The sequence below is a fragment of the Massilia aquatica genome (assembly GCF_011682045.1).
Lineage (GTDB): Bacteria > Pseudomonadota > Gammaproteobacteria > Burkholderiales > Burkholderiaceae_D > Telluria_A > Telluria_A aquatica.
Genome location: NZ_VVIW01000021.1, coordinates 78,917 through 98,486 on the forward strand (window position 1 = coordinate 78,917; position 19,570 = coordinate 98,486).

The 19,570-nt window shown below is 64.5% G+C and carries 17 protein-coding genes; 8 read left to right on the top strand and 9 right to left on the bottom strand.

From position 1 onward, the window contains the following. The 6 genes from F1609_RS26130 to F1609_RS26155 are packed head-to-tail and all read right to left on the bottom strand — an operon-like array spanning position 1 to position 7,027. A complete protein-coding gene (locus F1609_RS26130; protein ID WP_167079574.1) occupies positions 1-1,107 on the bottom strand; it encodes a FemAB family XrtA/PEP-CTERM system-associated protein in 1,107 nt (368 codons plus the stop codon). Further along, positions 1,104-1,988 carry an XrtA system polysaccharide deacetylase gene (locus tag F1609_RS26135; protein WP_229422074.1) on the bottom strand — a complete coding sequence of 295 codons (885 nt, stop codon included), beginning with the start codon at positions 1,986-1,988 and terminating at the stop codon, positions 1,104-1,106. Before F1609_RS26135 ends, F1609_RS26130 begins: the two co-directional genes overlap by 4 nt. Next, entirely contained in the window at positions 1,985-3,010 is a 1,026-nt protein-coding gene (locus F1609_RS26140; RefSeq protein ID WP_167079575.1) for an XrtA/PEP-CTERM system-associated ATPase, read from the bottom strand. The genes F1609_RS26135 and F1609_RS26140 overlap by 4 nt, the downstream gene beginning before the upstream one ends. 16 nt (positions 3,011-3,026) lie before the next feature. Continuing rightward, complete coding sequence (locus F1609_RS26145; protein ID WP_167079576.1) at positions 3,027-4,571, bottom strand: TIGR03016 family PEP-CTERM system-associated outer membrane protein; 1,545 nt, start codon at positions 4,569-4,571, stop codon at positions 3,027-3,029. Next, positions 4,564-5,466 (bottom strand): XrtA-associated tyrosine autokinase, encoded by a 903-nt coding sequence (locus F1609_RS26150; RefSeq protein WP_167079577.1) that lies wholly within the window; start codon positions 5,464-5,466, stop codon positions 4,564-4,566. Before F1609_RS26150 ends, F1609_RS26145 begins: the two co-directional genes overlap by 8 nt. A gap of 25 nt (positions 5,467-5,491) precedes the next feature. Further along, complete coding sequence (locus F1609_RS26155; RefSeq protein WP_167079578.1) at positions 5,492-7,027, bottom strand: XrtA system polysaccharide chain length determinant; 1,536 nt, start codon at positions 7,025-7,027, stop codon at positions 5,492-5,494. Between the two features lie 472 nt (positions 7,028-7,499). On the opposite strand from F1609_RS26155, the gene F1609_RS26160 reads away from it, so the two are divergent. The 8 genes from F1609_RS26160 (at position 7,500) to F1609_RS26195 (ending at position 15,050) form a co-directional block, all read left to right on the top strand. Then, positions 7,500-8,291 carry a S1 family peptidase gene (locus F1609_RS26160; RefSeq protein ID WP_167079579.1) on the top strand — a complete coding sequence of 264 codons (792 nt, stop codon included), beginning with the start codon at positions 7,500-7,502 and terminating at the stop codon, positions 8,289-8,291. Between the two features lie 148 nt (positions 8,292-8,439). Next, positions 8,440-9,048, top strand: a complete 609-nt coding sequence (locus tag F1609_RS26165; RefSeq protein ID WP_167079601.1) for an XrtA/PEP-CTERM system exopolysaccharide export protein — start codon at positions 8,440-8,442, stop codon at positions 9,046-9,048. A 239-nt stretch (positions 9,049-9,287) separates the two neighbouring features. After that, positions 9,288-9,941, top strand: coding sequence for a hypothetical protein (locus F1609_RS26170; protein ID WP_167079580.1), 654 nt, complete (start codon positions 9,288-9,290; stop codon positions 9,939-9,941). A 40-nt stretch (positions 9,942-9,981) separates the two neighbouring features. Continuing rightward, entirely contained in the window at positions 9,982-10,251 is a 270-nt protein-coding gene (locus F1609_RS26175) for an HPr-rel-A system PqqD family peptide chaperone (protein WP_167079581.1), read from the top strand. Then, a complete protein-coding gene (locus F1609_RS26180; protein ID WP_167079582.1) occupies positions 10,248-11,162 on the top strand; it encodes an HprK-related kinase A in 915 nt (304 codons plus the stop codon). Before F1609_RS26175 ends, F1609_RS26180 begins: the two co-directional genes overlap by 4 nt. Then, complete coding sequence (locus tag F1609_RS26185; protein ID WP_196785496.1) at positions 11,159-12,247, top strand: nucleotidyltransferase domain-containing protein; 1,089 nt, start codon at positions 11,159-11,161, stop codon at positions 12,245-12,247. The genes F1609_RS26180 and F1609_RS26185 overlap by 4 nt, the downstream gene beginning before the upstream one ends. Positions 12,248-12,404: 157 nt before the next feature. Next, a complete protein-coding gene (locus F1609_RS26190; RefSeq protein WP_167079583.1) occupies positions 12,405-13,346 on the top strand; it encodes an EDSAP-1 family PEP-CTERM protein in 942 nt (313 codons plus the stop codon). Positions 13,347-13,472: 126 nt separating this feature from the next. After that, on the top strand, positions 13,473-15,050 hold the full coding sequence (locus tag F1609_RS26195; RefSeq protein ID WP_167079584.1) for an FAD-binding oxidoreductase: 1,578 nt from the start codon (positions 13,473-13,475) through the stop codon (positions 15,048-15,050). On the opposite strand, the gene F1609_RS26200 is transcribed toward F1609_RS26195, so the two are convergent. The 3 genes from F1609_RS26200 to F1609_RS26210 form a co-directional block, all read right to left on the bottom strand. Then, positions 15,047-15,814, bottom strand: coding sequence for an N-acyl amino acid synthase FeeM domain-containing protein (locus tag F1609_RS26200; protein ID WP_229422075.1), 768 nt, complete (start codon positions 15,812-15,814; stop codon positions 15,047-15,049). The two genes, F1609_RS26195 and F1609_RS26200, sit on opposite strands and share 4 nt — an antisense overlap. A 51-nt stretch (positions 15,815-15,865) precedes the next feature. Then, a complete protein-coding gene (gene prsT, locus F1609_RS26205) occupies positions 15,866-18,637 on the bottom strand; it encodes an XrtA/PEP-CTERM system TPR-repeat protein PrsT (RefSeq protein WP_167079585.1) in 2,772 nt (923 codons plus the stop codon). 119 nt (positions 18,638-18,756) lie between these two features. Beyond that, positions 18,757-19,434, bottom strand: a complete 678-nt coding sequence (locus F1609_RS26210) for an N-acyl amino acid synthase FeeM domain-containing protein (protein WP_243493384.1) — start codon at positions 19,432-19,434, stop codon at positions 18,757-18,759. Positions 19,435-19,570: the final 136 nt, after the last annotated feature.

Here is a 19,570-nt window from a genome sequence, read left to right on the forward strand (position 1 = left end):
TCAGCCCAGGCTCTTGACGATGTGCGGACCGAGGACATTGGCCAGCGCCAGCGGCATTTTTTTCCACAGCTTGATGAACAGCTGGTACTTGGGATTGAGCGGGTTGTTGTCGGGCAGTTCGGTCGACGCGTACAGGCGGTATTCGTAGGCCAGCGGCGTCGGCGAAAAACCCCAGTTCTTCTTGAAGTCGAAGGCGCCGGTACCGAGTTTACTGCGGCCGAAATCGAAGATGCGGGCGCCGCGCGCGGCGGCGGCCTGCATCAGGTTCCAGTACATGAAGTCATTGCCGGCGAATTCGCGCGCGGCCGGCATGCCGCCGCCGTAGTACGGCAGCACTTCGTCGCGGAAGTAAAAGCTCAGCACCCCGGCCACGATCGCGCCATCCTTGACGATGATGCGGATTTCGCATTCCTCCCCAAAAACCTCCTTGATCACCGCGAAGTACTTTTTCGGGAACACCGGGGTGCCCAGGCGGTGCACGCTGGTGGCGTAGGCGATGAAGAAGCGGTCCACGCCCTGGTCGATTTCGGCGGTGAGGCCGCACTTGATCCCCTTGCGCACCATGGCGCGCTGCTTGCGCGGGATGGCGTTCATGTTCTCGTCGTCGTCGGCCGTAATCGCCTTGCGGAAGGTGACGTACAGCTCCTTCTGGTGCCAGGCCGGATCGCCCGCGTGCGCCGGCAGCAGGTTACGGTATTCCAGGTGGCCGACCTTGAGCGACGCGGCCAGCTTGTCGGCGGCGGCATCGAGCAGCGGACGGGCCACATCACTGGTGGCGGCCACGCCGCCCAGCACGCAGAACGGGAGCGATCCGAGCGAATGGCCGAACAGGCGGCTCTTGATTTCGGCCAGCGGCAGCACGCCGATGATCCGGCCATCCTGTTCGACGTAATAGAACCAGGTCTTGTGGCCGTACACGCGGTCGATGATGGTTTGCCAGCCGGCGCGGTGGAAGAAGGTCGCTTCCGGGCAGGCGGCGACAAACGCGTCCCACTTCGCCATGTCGGCCGCGTCGCCGGCGCGCAGCAGATGCACGGTGGCGGCGCCGCCAGCGCCGCCACCAGCCGTGGCCGGGCGGTCCTGCACAAGGTCGGTAGTCAAACTCATTTGGTCCCTAAAAAGATGCGGTCCATGCGGTCCCAGGCAAAATCGCGGGTGAGCAGCTTGATGCGCCCTTCCATGCGTTGCAGGTTGACGTAATGGCGGAAACGGGTTTTCAGGCTGGCGCCTTCGGGACGCGGCTGGCCGGGATCGAGTTCCCACGGGTGGAAGTAAAAGATGGCCGGCTGGCCGTCGTCGCTGTTCACGCGCCGCATCATCCAGCGCGACAGGCTGTAAGGCAACAGGCGAAAGTAACCGCCGCCGCCGGCCGGCAGCTTGCGCTGGCCCAGCATGGCGGTGGTGATCGGCACTTCCAGCAAGCCATCGGGCCCGTTCGGATAAAACGCGAAGCGCGGCGCGTCGGGCATGCCGTAGTGGTCGTGGGCGATCGGGTAGATGCTCGAGCTGTAGCGGTAGCCGGCTTCGTGCAGCACGTCGAGCGCCCACAGGTTGCTGGTACCGATCGAAAAACTCGGGGCGCGGTAGCCCAGCACGGCCTGGCCGCCGATGTCTTCCAGCAGGGCCTTGCTGCGCTTGATGTCGTCGGCGAATTCGGCGCGGGTCTGGTCCGATGCGCGCAGGTGGCCGTAGCCGTGGCTGGCCAGTTCGTGGCCGCCGGCGACGATGCGGCGCACCATGTCCGGATAGCGTTCGGCGATCCAGCCCAGGGTAAAGAAGGTGGCGTGCACGCCGCCGCTCTCCAGGATGGCGAGGATGCGTTCGATGTTCGCCTCGACCCGGCACTCGCGCGAGGGCCAGGACTCGCGCGCGATGATGGGCGCGAAGGCCGACACCTGGAAGTAGTCTTCGACGTCGATCGTCATCGCATTGCGGATCGGTTGGCCGAGCGCGCGCGGCATGGCGGCGGGATGCAGGCGGTCGTTCATTCGTGATCCGATGAGTGATGGTCAGGCGCCGGGTGCGACAGCGCCGGCAGGGTACTGACGACTTTCTTGAGGATCGACAGCACCGAGGCCATCGACTTTTCCATCTTCAGGATGCGTTCGTCCAGGTAGCCGGGATTGTCCAGCGTGCCGATCGAGTCCACTCCCCGCAGGGCGGCGGCGGCCTGTTCGCGCACCACTTCCGGCGGCAGTTCGTATTCCTGGCGGATGTCGCGCACCACTTCGTTGACATCGGCTTCGGTAAAGGCGTGCATCTCTTCCAGGTAGCCCATCAGCAGCAGGCGGTCGCACAGGGCGTTGGTCTTCCTTGGAATGCCGCCGCTGTAGTCGTAGATGGCGGCGTGCGCGCCGGCCGAAAACGAGGGGTCGTCGTTCCAGCCGACCGTATGCAGGCGGTGCTCTACATAGGCCTGGGTTTCCGGGCCGTCCATCGGGCCGAGATGATAGCTGGCCGTGATGCGCTGGCGCAGCTGCTGCATGCCGGCGCTGTGCAGGGTGGTGCGGAACTCCGGCTGGCCCAGCAAGAAGGTTTGCAGCAGCGATTTGTCGTCGGTCTGGAAGTTCGACAGCATGCGCAGTTCCTCGACCGCGCGCGGGGTCAGGTTCTGCGCTTCGTCGACCACCAGCAAGGCACGCTTGCCTTCGTCGTCGCAGGCGCGCAGGAACTGTTCGAGGCGTTCAAGCAGCGCGGTCTTGCTGGCGTTTTCGTACGGCAGGCCGAAGGCGGCCACCACGGTGCGCAGGGTGTCGTCGGCATCGAGATGGGTGTTGACGATGTGGGCCGCTACGATCTGCTCGGACGGCATCTGCTTGAACAGGTTGCGCACCAGCGTGGTCTTGCCGGCGCCGACTTCACCGGTGATGACGATAAAGCCTTCGCCGTGCGACAGGCCGTACTCGAGGTACGCCATGGCGCGCTTGTGGCCTTTGCTGGCAAAGAAAAAATGCGGGTCCGGCCGCAGCCGGAAGGGCTTGTCGCTCAGCCCATAATAGGTTTCATACATCGCTGACTCGATTCGGCTAGAACTGCAAGGACAGAGAGGCCGTTAAGGCGTTCTCGCGGTACGACGCGGCCTGGTCGGCCGTGGTACCGGACACGCGGCGCGCCTCCAGGGCGCCCCGCACTTTGGGCGAAAACTGGCGCGTCACGGCCAGTCGCAAGGCTGTATTCTTACTGGCGATGCCGGTGCCGTTCGACTCCTGGCGTGAGCTGATCCACGAGGCGTTGATCGCGCTGCGCGAGGTCAGGCGCATGTTCCACATGGCGCTGCCGCCACGCTGGGTGGTGTCGTCGTTCAGGCGCGCGCTGGCGGGACCGGTGAGCAGGCTGTCGGTCTGGATCAGCGACAGGCCTTCGCGCCGGCTGTCGAAGGCGCTCACGATCAGGGTGGTGCGCGCCGTGTTGAAGGCGACCGACGCTTGCAGCTGCTTCTGCAAAATAAAGCGGTTGCTGAAGTAGTTGATGCTGTCGGCCAGCGAGGCTGGCAGGCCGGTGGCGCGGATGTAGGCGTCGACCGCCTGGGCGCGCGCCGCCGCATCGGGAATCTGCGCAATGAACAGGCGGTCGAGCATGGAGGCCGTGTCGATGGTGGCCGGCAACAGCAGTTGCGAGCGGGTGGTGGTGACCGAATCGCTGTAGTTGATGCTCCACACCGAACGGCGGCTGCGGTGCAGCGCCTGCAGGTTGTAGGTATTGCCGTAATAGCGCTTGCCGGCGCCGGCCACGAGACTGGTGCGCGGGCTCGGGGTCCATTCGATGCCGCCCTGCCAGAAGCGCCCTTTGGTGGGCGCGCCATCGGACTGGTAATCGTATTCGTCGTAGCCGGCGCTGGCGGTCAGGTTGACGTCGGCGCCGAGGCGGTAGCGCGTGTTCGCGCTGACCATCTTCACGCTCGATTCGGGCGCGATGCTGTCGTCCACGCGCTGGTGGCTGTATTGCAGGCCCCAGCCCAGGCGGCGGAAGGTGCGCCCGCTGTTCAGGTTCATGACCAGCAGGTCGCCGCTGCTGTCGCCAAAACCGGTGCGGCCGGCGTCAACCGCGTCGTGGGTATAGCGCACGGCGGCGGTGGCGCTGTTGCCGAAGCGGTGCAGCAGGTAGGGGCTGACCCTCCAGGTCTTGACGTTGGCGCGGTTGGCGCTCGCATAGCCGTTGCCGTTCACTTGCGGGCCGAAGGCCGATACCGGCTGCTGGCCGATGGCGCCGTCGGCGTCCAGGAACAGCAGGTCGTCGATCACGGTGGCGCGCACGTCGGTGCGCAGTTGCGACTGCGCGTGGCGCACCCCTTCCACGCCGTCGTCGTCAAAAGCGTAGTAGTGCAGCTGGTAGTTGGCCGAAGCTTTTAAGCGCGGGCCGCGGTTGAGCAGCGTGAAGCCCGGCGTCAGTTCGGTCACGAAGCGGCTCTTGGCCTCTTCCGCGCGGCTCAGGGCGACGTTATCGGTGTAAGTTTCGCGCAGGTCGACGGTGGGCGTGAAGCGCCACTCGGCGCGCGCGCCAGGCGCGGCCAGCAAGGCCGCCAGGGCCGCCGGCACGACCACGGCGCGGCGCCGCGACGCACGCTTAGCCATAGTGGTAGTCATACGTTTCGGTGCCGGGGAATTCGCGCGTCTTGTTGTAGATCAGGTTCACATTGCTGCACCCTTCCAGCTGGCGCAGCGATTCCTTGACCGCGTGCTGGGTGGTGCCTTCGGCTTCGACCACCAGCGCGATCTGGCCCATGTGGCTGGCCAGGACATGCGCTTCGCTGGTAAGCAGCAGCGGCGGCGAATCGAAAATGACGATCCGGTCGGGATAGCGGTTGGCGATTTCGTTGACAAAAGTGCTCATCGCCTGGCTGGCCAGCAGTTCGGTCGCGCGCGGGTTGTTGCTGCCGGCCGGCAGGATGCTGAGCGTGTTCACATTGGTGCGCAGCATGACGTCGGCCATGTCGAGTTTGTCGTCGAGCAGGATGTCCATCAGGCCGCGGTGGGCCGGCAGGCCGAGCGTGCGCAGCACCGACGGACGCGCCACGTCGGCGTCGATCAGCAGCACCGTGTGATCGAGTTCCATGGCGATGCTCATGGCCAGGTTGATCGAGCAAAAGGTCTTGCCTTCTCCCGGCAGCGAGCTGGTGACCATGATCAGGTTGCCCGGTTTTTCGCCCGGCGCGCGCGGCCCGAAGGCGCGCTTGAGCAAGGGCCGCTTGATGATGCGGAAATCCTCGACCAGGGTGGTGCGCCCGCCGGCCGCCGTCACCAGGCCGAGCGCCTGCATGCGTTCCAGGTCCAGTTCGACCTGGTTGGCGGTGCGGCGCGGGGCGTGCACGGGGGCTGCGGCCGGTGCTTCCATCGACGGCGCCGCTGGCGGTGCCGGTGGTGCCGGCGCTGCTGGCGGATGCTCGGCCGCGCGCGCGGCGGCCGCTGGCGCGGCCTGCTCGTCTTTTTTGTGTTCGATGCGGCTGGCCGCTTTTTCGATAATGCTCACGCTGTTCTCTCCAGTGAAGGCCGCATCAGAGCAGCGGTCGGACAAATAGGGCCGCCATTACGCCGCCATAGGCGCCGAACAGCACGATCACGGCCGCGCTGAAGGCGTACAGGCGCTTGGTGCGCATGACCTTTTGCTCGTTGGTCCAGTTCATGCTGATGCTGCCGAGGATAGGAATGCCGGTCACGTCGCGCAGGCTGCCCTGGCTCATGAAGGTCGGACGCAATTGGCTCATCAACAGGGCCACGCCCAGGCCGGCCGCCAGCGCGGCGGCGAACACGAACGAGAACAGGCGGTGGCGGTTCGGTCCCGACGGGGTCGAGGGCACGGTCGGCGGGTCGATCACGCGGAAGGTCAGCATGTCGGTGGCCGAACTCAAGTCGCCCGAGAGCTTGGCCGCTTCGCGCCGGCCGACCAGTTTTTCGTAGTTTTCTTTGTTGATCAGATAATCGCGGTTGAGCTGGGCCAGCTGGGCCTCGACTTCGGGTGCGTTGGTGCTCTGCGAGCGCAGGCGCGCCACGCGGGTGGTGTATTCGCCCACGCGCGCCTTGAGCGAGGCCACGCGCGCTTCTTCCACCGACAGCGCCACGTTCATCTGCTGCAGCATCGGGCTGTAGTTGGCGCCCGGGTCGTTGTTGCGCTTGTTACGCTTGGCTTCTTCGAGCTTGCGCGCCTCTAACTGGCCGATCAGGCGGCGCGCCGCCACGATGTCGGGGTGGGCATCGGTGTACTGCATGCGCAGGCTGTCCAGATTCTTGTTGAGCGCCGCGATGCGCGCGTCGATTTCGGGATTGGCCACGGTGGCCGCTTCCGGCGGCGTGAGCGGAGCCGGTTCTTCGCCGGCGATCTGGCGCTTGATGGCGTTGCGCGCTTCCTCGGCTTCGGTCAGTTCCAGGCGCGCCTGGTTGAGCGAATCTTCGAGCGTGGTCATGTTGGCGGTAAAGTCGCCGCCGGCGCGCGGCAGCATGCCGAGGTGCTTGATCTTGAATTCCTTGAGCGCGTTTTCGGCCTGCACCAGTTTTTCTTCGTAGTTCTTGATCTGGTCATCGATGAACTGCACCGCTTTTTCGGAATCCTGCTTCTTGCCGCCGAAGCTGCCTTCGACAAAAATGGTCAGCAGCGACTGCACGATGTCCTTGCCCAGCTTGGGGTTGGAGTTCTTGTACGAGATGGTATAGATGTCGTCGCGCTCGGTGCCGCCGATGCTGATCTGCGCCATCAGGTCGTCCACCAGCTTTTCGTTTTCCTTGGGCGTGGAAGCCTTGATGTCGAGGTCGACCATGCGCATGACGCGCTCGACGTTGGGACGGCTGATCAGGGTGCGCCGCATGAAGGCCACCTGCTGGTCCACGTTGGGCACCGAGGTCATGCCCGCCAGCAGCGGCTGCAGGATGCTCTGGGTGTCGACGTACACCCGCGCCGAGGCCTGGTATTCATTCGGCAGGCGGTACACCACCGCCCAGCCCACGATGGCCACGATCCAGGAAATGACGACCGCATACCAGCGATATTTCCAGATCGCCTTGAGGAAGTTCGTCAGTAGGGCCTGCAGTTCTGCCATCTCGTCAATCTCGCCATAAAGGGCATCCGGGGAGCGACTCCCGCAGCGTGGCCCAGGCCGGCAACTGTGCGCACCCACGCGGTCGGACCGCCCGGTGCCGCACAGCGCCAGCCAAAGTGTTGTCGGATGCACAAAAAGCAATTTGTTACGCCAGCTTGGGAAGCTTGACAAGAAATTGCTTTAAGGCATTGATTAATAATCATATGATACAGGAAATTCGTTGCCTATTGATACTGAATTCCTCCCGTACAGTACACGTTCAACAATTGTTTACGGCATCACTCATGTATTCAATGACAATTCGGCTAATCCTGTTGCCCCTCGCAAAGAGTTTCGCACATCGATTCGCAAATTTGGAGGAAAAGCGTGGGCCGAAAGCCGAAATTACAACAGTGGCGAAGCGACCATCGCCGGCTAGTTTGCGTGAATGAAACTAGTTGTTGCCGGCGCGCCAATCGGGTACTGTCGGCGCATGACTTCTTCCCTTCTTTTTCGCGCTGGTGTTGCCATAGGGCTAGCGCTGTCGCTTGCTCCCGGGTCCGCCGCGGCCGCCCCCTTCGGCCAGGTGATCGCCTCGGTCAAGCCCTCGGTGGTCGGGATCGGCACTTACCAGCCCACGCGCAGCCCGGCGATCGTGTTCGTGGCCACCGGCTTTGTCACCGGCGACGGCCTGAGCGTGATCACCAACGCGCACGGCATCCCCGACACGCTCGATACCGAACGCAATGAAACGCTGGGCATCGTCATCGCCCGTGGCGACAAGGTCGATTTCCGCCCTGCCAAGCTGGCCGGACTCGACCGCCTGCACGACCTGGCCCACCTGCGCCTGGCGGGCGCGCCCATGCCGGCCCTGCGCCTGGGCGACGGCGGCGCGGTCGAGGAAGGCCAGGCGCTGGCGTTTACCGGCTTTCCGCTGGGCATGGTGCTGGGCCTGCATCCGGTGACCCACCGCGCCATGCTGTCGGCCATTACGCCGCTGGTGATGCCCTCGGTCAGCGCGCGCAAGCTCGATGCGCGCGCGATTGCGCAACTGGCGCGCGCGCCCTCGCCCATCTACCAGCTTGACGGCACCGCGTATCCGGGCAACAGCGGCAGCCCGGTTTACGATCCCGACAGCGGCCAGGTGCTGGCGGTGCTCAATATGGTGTTCGTCAAGGGTTTGAAGGAAAATGCGATCACCAATCCGAGCGGCATCAGCTACGCGATTCCGGTGACGCATGTACGTGCGCTACTGCAACAGACAGCGGCGCAAACAACACCGTGAGGCAGGAAAACCACGTCCAGCCTTTCGCTTGAAAAACTTCATGCTAAAATAGAAACTCTTGTAATTAAAATTGCATTATAGTAATTTCGCATTATAGTAACCCTCGTCCGCATAAAGGAAAATCCTGGTGAACACGTTCAACTACACGATGAAATGGCTGGGCGGCAGCGCACTGGCCCTGTCCGCCCTGCTGCTGGGCGGCTGCGCTTCCCCGGTGTCGACCGTGGTGCCGGACCCGGCGCCGGCCAGCGCCCATGAATACCTGATCGGCCCGGGCGACACCGTCAATATCGTGGTGTGGCGCAATCCGGAAGTGTCGACCACGGTGCCGGTGCGTCCGGACGGCAAGATCACCACGCCGCTGGTGGAAGACTTGCAGGCGAGCGGCAAGACCTCGACCACCCTGGCGCGCGACATCGAAAAAGCGCTGGAAAAATACATCCAGCAACCGGTGGTGACCGTCATCGTGACCAGCTTCGTCGGCAATTACAGCGAACAGATCCGCGTGATCGGCCAGGCCGCCCGTCCGCAAGCGCTCGCTTACCGGCGCGACATGTCGCTGATGGATGTGCTGATCGCGGTCGGTGGCGTCACCGAGTTTGCCTCTGGCAATAAAGCCATCATTATCCGCAAGGTCGACGGCAAGTCGGAAAAGCTGGCCGTGCGCTTGAACGACCTGATCAAGCAGGGCGATATTTCGGCGAATATCTACATGCGCCCGGGCGATGTGCTGGTGATTCCGGAAAGCTTCTTCTAAAGGCGGTCGACAGCCGGCCCAAATGGTGGAATACTTGCGCAAAAGATAGGCTGTCGGGTTTTTTTACAGAACCGGGCGCCTGGTGCCGGCGCCGCCGACACAGCGGTGCTACAAGCCTTTGATCTGCCTCATGTTTTAGCGCCGGGGCGCGCTATTGGAATAAAAATTGCTTTAACTCTGTATCAAGGCACGGCTGGTCGGGCATCCCCGACGCTGCCGTTCAATTCGAGGAAACTGACGTGACTATCAATCATCAACCGGACCGCGCCAGCGGCGAACCAGCAGCGCCGCCAGCGTCTTTGTCGGCGTCCGGCAACGCGCGGCGCCGCTTTACGCGCGCCGGCCTGGGCGCGTCCGGCGTCCTGATGACCCTGGCCAGCCAGCCCGGCATGGCCGCCACCGTCTGCGCTTCGCCGTCCGGCTCGCTGTCGAACGGCTTGCAATCGAGCCACCGGCCCGACAATCCGCTCACCTGCGGCGGCAGTTCGCCCGGCTTTTACGCCAACAACCTGTCCGGCTGGCCGTCGAACCCGGCGCCGACGCGCAAATTCAAGGATGTTTTCACGGTCAACGCCAGCCAGGCCATGCTGGGCGAACTGACCCTGGCCGAGGTCTTCAAGACCAGCGGCAACAAGAACGGCGGCAAGGGCGGCAAGGGCCCGTTCAAGAGCGAAGACCTCGATCCCCACAATGTGGCCAGCCATGTGCTCGCCGCCTACCTGAACATCCAGAGCAAGCGCTCGACCGTACTGACCGAAACGCAACTGCGCGCCATCTGGCACGAATACCAGTTCAATGGCGGCGGCAAGGTGGGCTATTACTCGCCGACGGCCGGCGTCAAGTGGTATGGCGACGACATCGTCGCTTACCTGAAAACCACCTTCCATCAGTAGCCTGCACGGCGGCGCCGCGCGCGCCCGCCCTTCCGAGATCATGCCGCACGCCCCTTCCTGGCACGTCCTTCCCGGCCAGCGCCTGCACTACCGCCAATGGGAACAGGAAGCGGTCCTCTTCAACGACCTCAGTGGCGACACCCACCTGCTCGACGCCGACGCGCTGGCGCTGCTGCTGGCCGTGCGCGATGGCGCCGCCGATCTGGCGGCGCTGCGCGCGGCGCTGGCGGCCGACGACGCCGACGACGACGAGTTGCAAGCGCTGCTCGAGCAGCTTGCCGTCATTTCCCTGATCGCACAGCGCGCATGAGCACTGTCAGCGCGCTCGGCCGCGCCGAACTGGGCCGTCGCCTGCGCGAGGCCAGCATCGACCTGCAGACCGGCGCCTTCGTCACCCGCATCCACAGCCCGTTCGCCAGCGTGGCCGATGGCCTGCATTTGCTGTACGCCGACTATCCCGTGCTGGACAACAATGACTTTGCCGACTTCCACGTCGATATCGCCCCGCCGCCCTCGCTGCGGCGCTGGTACAAGCCGCTGGCGCGCTTCGTCTACGACGGCATGGTGCCGTTCCTGCCGCTGCCGGCCGCGCAAGCGTTCCCGATGTTCGAGTGGGGCATGAACTGGTGCGTGTCGAGCCGCGCGCACGACCACCTGATCCTGCACGCGGCCGTGGTCGAAAAGAACGGACGCGCCGCCATCCTGCCGGCCCCGCCCGGTTCGGGCAAAAGCACCTTGTGCGCGGCCCTGGTCAGCCGCGGCTGGCGCCTGCTGTCGGACGAACTGGCGCTGGTGCGGCCGGCGGACGGCTTGCTGGCGCCGCTACCGCGCCCGATCAGCCTGAAAAATGCCTCGATCGAGGTGATGCGGCGCTACCAGCCGGACGCCGTCATCAGCAATCCGGTGCCGGACACCACCAAGGGCACGGTGGCGCACCTGAAAGCGCCGGCCGCCAGCATCGCCCGCGCCAACGAACTGGCGCGTCCGGGCTGGATCGTGTTTCCCAAATACACGGCTGGCGCAGCCACCACCGTGCTCGACGTGGCGCCGGCGCGCGCCTTCATGCGCGTGGCCGAGAACGGCTTTAACTACAGCGTGCTGGGCGCGCGCGGCTTTGCCACCCTGGCCACCCTGGTGGAAAACACGCGCAGCATCGATTTGACGTACAGCGCGCTGGACGAGGCGATTGCCGTGTTCGAGCAACTGGCGAGTCAAGCGTGACCCGGGCCGTGCCGCTGCTCGTGCAACTGCTGCGCGACCCGACCCGCGCCGCCAGCCTGACCCTGGCCGACTGGGACCTGCTGCTGCGCCAGGGGGCGGCGGCGCGGGTGGAAGCGAGCCTGCATGGCTTGCTGGACGAACACGGCATGGCCGGCACGATTCCGGCCGCCGCGCGCCGCCACCTGGACTGGGCCGGCGTGCACGCCGAACGCCACGCGCGCGCGGTGCGTTTCGAAGTGGCGCAGATCGGCGCGGCGCTGGCCGCCACCGGGGTGCCCTTGCTGCTGCTCAAGGGCGGCGCCTACGCCATGGCGCAGTTGCCGGCCGGGCGCGGGCGCCTGTTTTCCGACATCGACATCCTGGTGCCCAAGGAACGGCTGGCCGAGGTGGAAGCGGCGCTGATGCTGCACGGCTGGGCCACGGTGGCGCAGGATGCCTACGACCAGCGCTATTACCGCACCTGGATGCACGAATTGCCGCCGATGAAGCATGCGCGCCGCGCCAGCGTGATCGATGTGCACCACGCGATCCTGCCGGAAACAGCGCGCCTGCGGCCCGACCCGGCCAAGCTGCGCGCCGCCGCCGTCAGTGTGCCCGCGCAAGCGGGCTGCGCGCCGCTGCAGGTGCTGGCCCCGGCCGACATGGTGCTGCACAGCGCCGTGCACCTGTTTTACGACGGCGAATTCGACCATGGCCTGCGCGACCTGCTCGACCTGCACCGCCTGCTGACCCGCTTTGGCGCCACACCCGGCTTCTGGGACTTGCTGGCCGCGCGCGCCGCCGAACTGGAACTGGGCCGGCCGCTGTTCTACGCGCTGCGCTACTGTGCGCGCCTGCTGCACACAGCGGTGCCCGCCGCGACCGACGCCGCCGTGCGCGCGGCCGGCCCCGGCGCGCCGCTGCTGGCGCTGATGGACGCCTTGTTCCTGCGCGCCCTGCTGCCCAGGCACCGCAGCTGCGCCGACCGCTTCAGCGCTGGCGCGCGCTTTTTGCTGTATATCCGCGGCAACTGGCTGCGCATGCCGCCGATATTATTAACAAGACATCTGTTTCACAAGGCGTTTATTTCTCCTAGTAAATATTAATCGGCGGCCTTTCTGTCGGTTTTCCTTACACCACCTTATGCACATACCATGAAAATGGTGTTAAGTACTTGATTTAAAACAAAGTGCTTCTTCTGGCACGACTCCTGCTTATAGAGAGCAACGCAGGATCAACAAACAAAAACCGGGAGAACTACTTATGAAACTTACAAAATACCTCGCAGCCGCCGCCGTCTCGGCCGCGTTCATCGCAGTGCCGGCATCGGCCGCTACCATGGGCATGGCTGACCTGGCCATCACCGGTCTGATCATCCTTGATGCGAACAACAAGGCCGCCGAAGGCATCACCATCAAAACCGAAAACCGCACCGGTACCGCCAACTCGAACTTCAACGGCAACGACGGCACCGGCGCCGGCAGCGGCAACATCTTCAGCACCACCATCGGCGGCACCGTCGACGTGAAAAACCGTTGCGCCGGTCCTTCCTGCGCGGCTATGCCAGCTGGTAACTATCCAGGCGGCGTGGAAAACAACTTCACCGCACACATTGCTGCACCGAGCGGCAACTACGCCCTGGGCGACATGTACATCGCCGGTAGCGCGATCGGCATTGGCGCCAACGGCCTGACCCGCGCCGATTCGTCCGTCATGACACCAGGTAACGCCGGTAGCGCCAACGCCACCATCGCCAACTCGGCCACCTCGGAAACCGTGTTTGTCGCCAGCAGCACCCTGCAAGCGCGCTTCGCACTCGGCTTCGAAGCTTATGTGGCTGCGTTCGTCAATGCCACCGCCGGCGTCAACGGCTCCTCGCTGGGCACGATCAGCTGGGCGCTGTCGCTGCAGGAAGTGATCGGCAACGTCTCGACCACGATCATGAACTGGTCGCCAAGCGAAATCAACGATGGCGTCGCTTCGAGCGATGCATCGCAAAATTCGATCAAGGAAACGTCGGGTACCGTCCTGTCGAACCTGGTGACCCTGACCACCGGCCGCACCTACAAGCTGACCATCAACCAGGCATCGAACTCGATCGCATCGGAAGTGCGTGCCGTACCTGAACCAGGCAGCATGGTCCTGGTTGGCCTGGGCCTGCTGGCCCTGGGCGCAGCATCGCGTCGCCGCAAGGCCGCCAAGTAAGAATCCATGCGCGCAGCGGGTGATCCCGGCCGTTGCGCGCACTGGTGTTTCTCAGCGAACGACCCGACCGCCCCGGCGCTCGGGTCGTTTGCTTTTCTGCAGGCATTTTTAAGCGATAATGCATAAATGGCCTACACCCAGAGCGAGCATCCCAGCAATAACATTACCGGCCGCGCCACCGATGTGCGTGGCCAGGTGCGTCCTCCCAGCGTGCGCGCCGTCATCAAGCTGGTGCGCGCGGCGCGCAAGAACGGCACGCCGCTGTACCCGTTCTCCACCGGCCTGAACTTCGGCTACGGCGGCAAGTCGCCCACCGCCGCCGGCAGCCTGCTGGTCGACCTCGGCTCCCTGAACACGATCCGCATGACGGTCGACAAGACCAACGGCCGGGTGCTGCCGGTGGCCGTGATCGGCCCCGGCGTGACGCAAGGCATGCTGTACGACTTTTTGGAAGAACACCATCCGAACCTGACCTTCAATGTGACCGGCTCGGCGCGGGCCACCAGCATCATCGGCAATGCGCTCGACCGCGGAGTCGGCTACTTTGGCCCGCGCAAGGAAGACCTGTTCGGGCTGGCCGTGGTGTGCGGCAACGGCAAGCTGCTGCGCACCGGTTTCCGCCGCCTGAAGCGCTCGCCGCTGGGCACCAGCAATCCCTACGGCCTGGGGCCGATGATCGACGGACTTTTTTTCCAGAGTAATTTCGGGATCGTCGTCAGCGCCTGTTTCCGGCTCGTGCCCAAGCGCCCCAAGCAGGTGGCGCTGTCGCTGTCGCTGCGGCGCGAAGAGGACTTGCCAGCCTTTATCGACGAGCTGGCCAACTGCAAGCGCGAAGGCTTGATCGAGTCGGTCACCCACATCGCCAACCGCGCGCGCACCCATGCCACCCTGGCCTATGGCGTGACCAAGTATCTGGAACAACAGTGCGATTACACGCCCGAGCGCGCCTTTGCCGAAGCCGAGAGCGTGATGGACCTGATCGCGCCGGGCGAGTGGGCCAGCCTGGGCGCCATTACCGGCACAAAAGCCCAGGTCAAGGCCAACCTGGTCGAAATCCGGCGCCGCATGAAGGGGCTGGCGCGGGTGCGCCCGATCACGCACCAGCTGCTCGACACCGCCTACGCGGTGGCGCACCGGCTGCGCTTCATTCCGGCGGCGCGCGCGAATGCCGCCGCGATCTCGGCCATCCGCCCGCTGCACACCCTGGCGCTGGGGGTGCCGACCGATGCCGCGATCGATAATTTATTGTGGAAATTCGGCCGCGCCGACCTGGGCGCGGCCCAGCTCGACCAGTCGAATTGCGGCTTGCTGTTCATTAATCCGGCGCTGCCGCTGGACGGGGCGTTTGTCGACCGCTTCATCACTGAAATGAAGAAGACGGCGGCGCGCTATTATCACGACACCCTGTACATCACCATCAATATCGAAACCCCGACTTCGCTGGTGGCGGTGATCAACCTGCTGTTCGACCGCAGCAACCTGGACGGCGTCAAGCGCGCCCACTACTGCGCCGACCGCCTGCTCGACAAAATCCATGAAATGGGGCTGGAAGTGTACCGCGCGCGCGCCGACATGATGGCCGCCATCGTGCGGCGCGATCCGCATTACTGGGCCGTGATCCACTCGCTCAAGACCCGGCTCGACCCGGACGGCATCATCGCGCCGGGGCGCTACGATACCCAGCCGGCGGCGCCGAAAAATTAACCCAGGTTGATCAGGCGCCTGGCGATACCTTCTTCCTCGCGCTGCGAGAAAAAATACGGATACAGGGAGCGTTCGGTGCCGGGATGGTCGCTGGTGCCGCCCAGGCGCGCGATCTGCTGCGCCATGTGCTCGACGCTGAGCCACATCAGGTAGGCCGGGGCGTCGACCCGGGTATTGTGGCGCAGCTCGGCCTGGTCCTGGAAGTCGAGCATGGTCTGGTAAAAGCGCCGGTGGCGCGGATTGACTTCGATCAGCACGTCGGTGCGGCCGTGGATGTAGCGCGCGTAAATGAACAGCACGTGGAACAGGGCCGCCAGCGCCATCTTCGATTTGACTTGCGGGTCGAACGCCAGCTTGGTGATTTCGCACAATCTGGCGCCGCGCGCGCGGTAGGCGTCGACATGGTCGCGGAAAATCTCGTCGGCCAGGATGCCGCGCTCGGAATCGAGCCCCAGGGTCACGGTGCCGATCACGCTGCCCTTGTCGGAGGCCGAGAGGGTGATGCGGTTCGGATCCTTTTCCATCCGGGCCACGTTGTAGCCGCGCATGGCGTACATTTTACTGATCAACAGGCTGGCCGAATTACGGCCTTCGTCGGTATCGGCCAGGCGGATCCCGAAGGTGCGGTCGTTATCGGTGAACTTGCCGATCAGGAGGCTGTCATCTTCCGCCGCGCCATCGTCTTCGCCGCCGACCACGTAGGATGACTCAAGATGGGCTTGCTCCCTGCCCATCGCTTCCACTGCGTCGTGCTCTGCATTCATGTGAAAACTCCTGTCGCGCCGGCCCGCCCGGCGTTGCCGCGGGCCACCGTTTTATAGTTGTTTGAGCAAACCCCGTGCTTCTTCCAGTTGCGGAAACTGCTTGTGCTTCTCCAGCAAAAATTCAAGTTCCTTGCGCGCCGCCGCGTTGTCCTTTGCCTTGATCAATCCCTTGGCCAGATGCAGGCGGATCTCGGGCGCGCCCGGCAGCCTGGCGCTGGCCTCGCGCAACATGGGCAGGCCGCGCCCCAGTTCGCCCTGCTGCACCAGCAGCCAGCCCAGCGTGTCCATCACCACCGGGTTGGCGGGCAAGGCCTTGTGGGCCGCTTCGGCGGTCGGCAGCGCGCGCGCATCGCCAACCAGGTCGTAGGCCACCGCCAGATTGTTGAGCGCGCTCGGATGAGCAGGCGACTTCTTCAGTATGGCTTCAAATTCAGAAATTGCTAATTGATATTTTTTATTGGAAATATACTGCTCTCCAAGGTAACCCGGCACCTTGACATCGTCCGGATGGGCGGCGCGCCATTGTTGCACTTTAGCATCGGCCTCCTTGATCTTGCCGCCGATGCGCAAGGCCTGGTACAGCTTGATCAGCAGCTCCGCATTGTTGCCTAGCAAAAACGCTTTATCGTACAAGGGAATCGCCGCCGCGGCATTCCCCTGAACCAATAAAACATCGGCTTCGGAGACGAAGCCGACCGCCAGCCTGGGGTGCTGCTTTTGCATGGCGCGCGCCACGCCAAGGGCGTCGCCGTACTGTTTCTGGCTCAGCTGGGCCGCCGCCAGCGCCAGCTGGGCATCGAGATAATCGGGTTGCAAGGCCAGCGCGCGCTTGAGCGAGCTGCTGGCCGACGGCAGGTTGCCGATCGCCATATGGGCCGCGCCCAGCCGGAAATGCGCCTCGGCCGACTGCGGCGCCACCACGCTCAGCTTGGTGAAGGTTTCCATGGCGCTGCCCTGGTCGCCGGTGACGGCTTGTAACTGGCCGAGCAGATCGAGCACGGCGGGATTGTCCGGATTGGCCACCAGCAGCTTGCGCACCAGGGTCAGGGCGCGGGTCGGCTCGCCCATGCGCAGGTAGTGATTGGCCAGCACCATGGCCGGGCCGAGCGCGGCCGGGTCGACCGCGCTGGCGCGCTCGAGCAGGGCGCCGGCTTGCGCCAGGCGGCGCTGGGCCACGTCCATGGCCGCCAGCGCGGTCAGCGCCTCGACGCTGTTGGGGTACTTGGCCAGGAAGCCGTCGTAGCGCTGGCGCGTGGCGTCCAGGTTTTTGGCCTGCATGTCGAGGCGCGCCAGGTTGTCGAGCGCGGGAAAAAAATCCGGATGCAGGCTGAGCGCTTTTTCGAAGGCGATGCGGGCGCCGGCCTGGTCCTTCTTGCCCAGCAGCGCCAGACCCTTCAGGTTCAGTAGCATCGGGTCGCCCGGCGCGCGCGCTTCCAGCGGCACCAGGGCCGCCAGGGCCTTGTCGAACTGGTTCAGGCGCAGCGCCGTCATGGCCAGGGTGGTGCCGGCGGTGCTGGTGGTCTGGTCGAGCGTGCTGGCCAGTTCCAGTTCGGACAGGGCGCGCGCTTCTTCGCCTTGCTCGAGCTTGCTCAAACCCAAGGCGGTGCGCAGCTGCGCCTTTTTCGGATCGAGCGTGCTGGCGCGCTCGAGCAGCTCGGTGGCCTTGGCGAACTCGCGGTTGTCGGTGTAGGCCTTGCCGGCAATGGCCAGCAGCTGGGCATCCTGCGAGGCCGCCAGTCGCGGCGCCAGCACCGCGATGGCGCCCTTGGGGTCGCCCGCGGCGATGCGGGTCGAGGCCAGCAGCTTGCGCGCGTAATCGCTCTCGGGATGGGCTTCGTGGTATTTCTTCAGGTTTTGCTCGGCCTGCGGCAAGGACTTGAGGGTGAAGTGCACGGCGCCGGCCAGCAGCACCGAGGGCATGTGCTCGGGCGCCACCCGCAGCACTTGCTGCAAGGAATCGAGCGCGGCCTTGTGCTTGCCCTGGGTGAAGTCGAGCAGCGCCTGGGCGTAGGTCACCATCAGGTTCCTGGGGGCGCTTTTTTTGGCGGCCGCCAGCGACACGGCCGCGTCGTCATAGCGCCGTTCGGCGATGAACAGATAGGCCTTTTGCAGGTGGCCGCCGGCGCTGGCCGGATCGAGCGCGAGCACCTTGTCGTAGGCGGCCAGCGCCTCGGCCGGCTTGCCCTGCGAGCGCTCGAAATCGCCCTTGAACAGCCAGCTTTCGACATCCCTGGGGTTTTTCTCGACCGCCTGCGCCACGTGGCGCGCCGCGCCGGCCTGGTCGCCATTGGCCAGCGCGATGTTCGCCAGGCCCATCAGGGCGACCGGATAGCCTGGATCGATCTTCAGGGCGCGCTCGAACGCGTCGGCCGCTTCGGCGCGCTTGCCGAGCTGGTAAAAAGCGGTACCGCGCTGGCTGACGACCTTGACGTTGGCCGTGTAGGCGCTGTCGGCGGTGGCGTCGATGACTTTCTGGAACTGTCCCTGGAACAATTGCGCCAATAACAGTTCGGGCAAGCTGCGTTCGGGCGCCATGCCCAGTTCCATGGCCTTGCGCACTTCTTTCTCGGCCGAGACGGCGTCGCCCAGCTTGTTATAGGCTTCGCCCAGCGCCAGGCGCGCTTCGGCGTCGAGCGGATTCCTGGCGACCGCGTTCTTGAGCTGGATCAGGGCCGCCACATGGTCGCCCTTCTGCTGGAACTGGCGGGCGTCGGCCAGCAGGGTCGCCGCCGTTTCGGTCTTGCCGCAGCCGCCTAATGCACCCAGCATAAGAAGGGTGGTGAGGGCGGCGGCGCCGGCCAGGGAGTGCGCTTGCGTTGACATGACGATCCTGTTGTTACACAGCGGTGGCGCGCTCGCGCCTGCCGCCAATTGCATGAATGAAGCGGCGCAGAAGGGCCGCGCCGGCGCCGCTGCGGACCGCTATACCGCCAACAGCGCGGTCAACCGATCGACAGCAGGCGCTCGGCGATGCCGGCTTCCTCGCGCTGCGAGAAAAAATAGGGATACAGCGAACGCTCGGTGACCGCGTCTTCGTGCACGCCGCCGAGGCGTTCGATCTCGGAGCCCATGAAATCGAGGCTGAGCCAGAGCAAATGGGCGGGCGCATCGACACGCGGGTTGACGCGCACCCCGCTTTGGGTGCGAAAACCGAGCATCTGCTCATAATACCGCCGGTGACGCGGATTTATCTCGATAAACGCATCCGTGCACTGGTAAATATGGTGCGCGTAGATGTAAAGGATGTGAAACAGCGAGCCGAGCGCGAATTTGGAGCGCACCGTGGGGTCGAAGGCGAGCTTGCTGATTTCGCACACCTTGGCGCCGCGCGCGCGGAATTCGTCGATGTGATCCTTGAACACTTCGTCGGCCAGGATGCCGACCGGGGAGTCGACGCCGAGCGTGACGGTGCCGATGACGTCGCCCTGGTCGAAGGCCGACAGGGTGATCTGGTTGGGATTGTCTTCAAGCCGGTGGGTGCCGGCATAGCCGCGCCAGGCATACATCTTATTGATGAGCATGCTGGCGCGGTTACGCCCTTCCTCGGTGTCGGCAACGCGGATCCCGAAGCTTCGTGTGTTGATCGTCATCTCGGAGATGTTATCAGAATTGTCTTCCACAAAAACGCAATGGCTGCCGAGATTACCGGTATCGGGCGGGGGAAAATTGAAACGAGTTGTTTCAACATTATTGAGAAACTGATCCATCGACTATGATCCCGAAGATATTGTCCAAACTGCGAATTCAGTAACATAT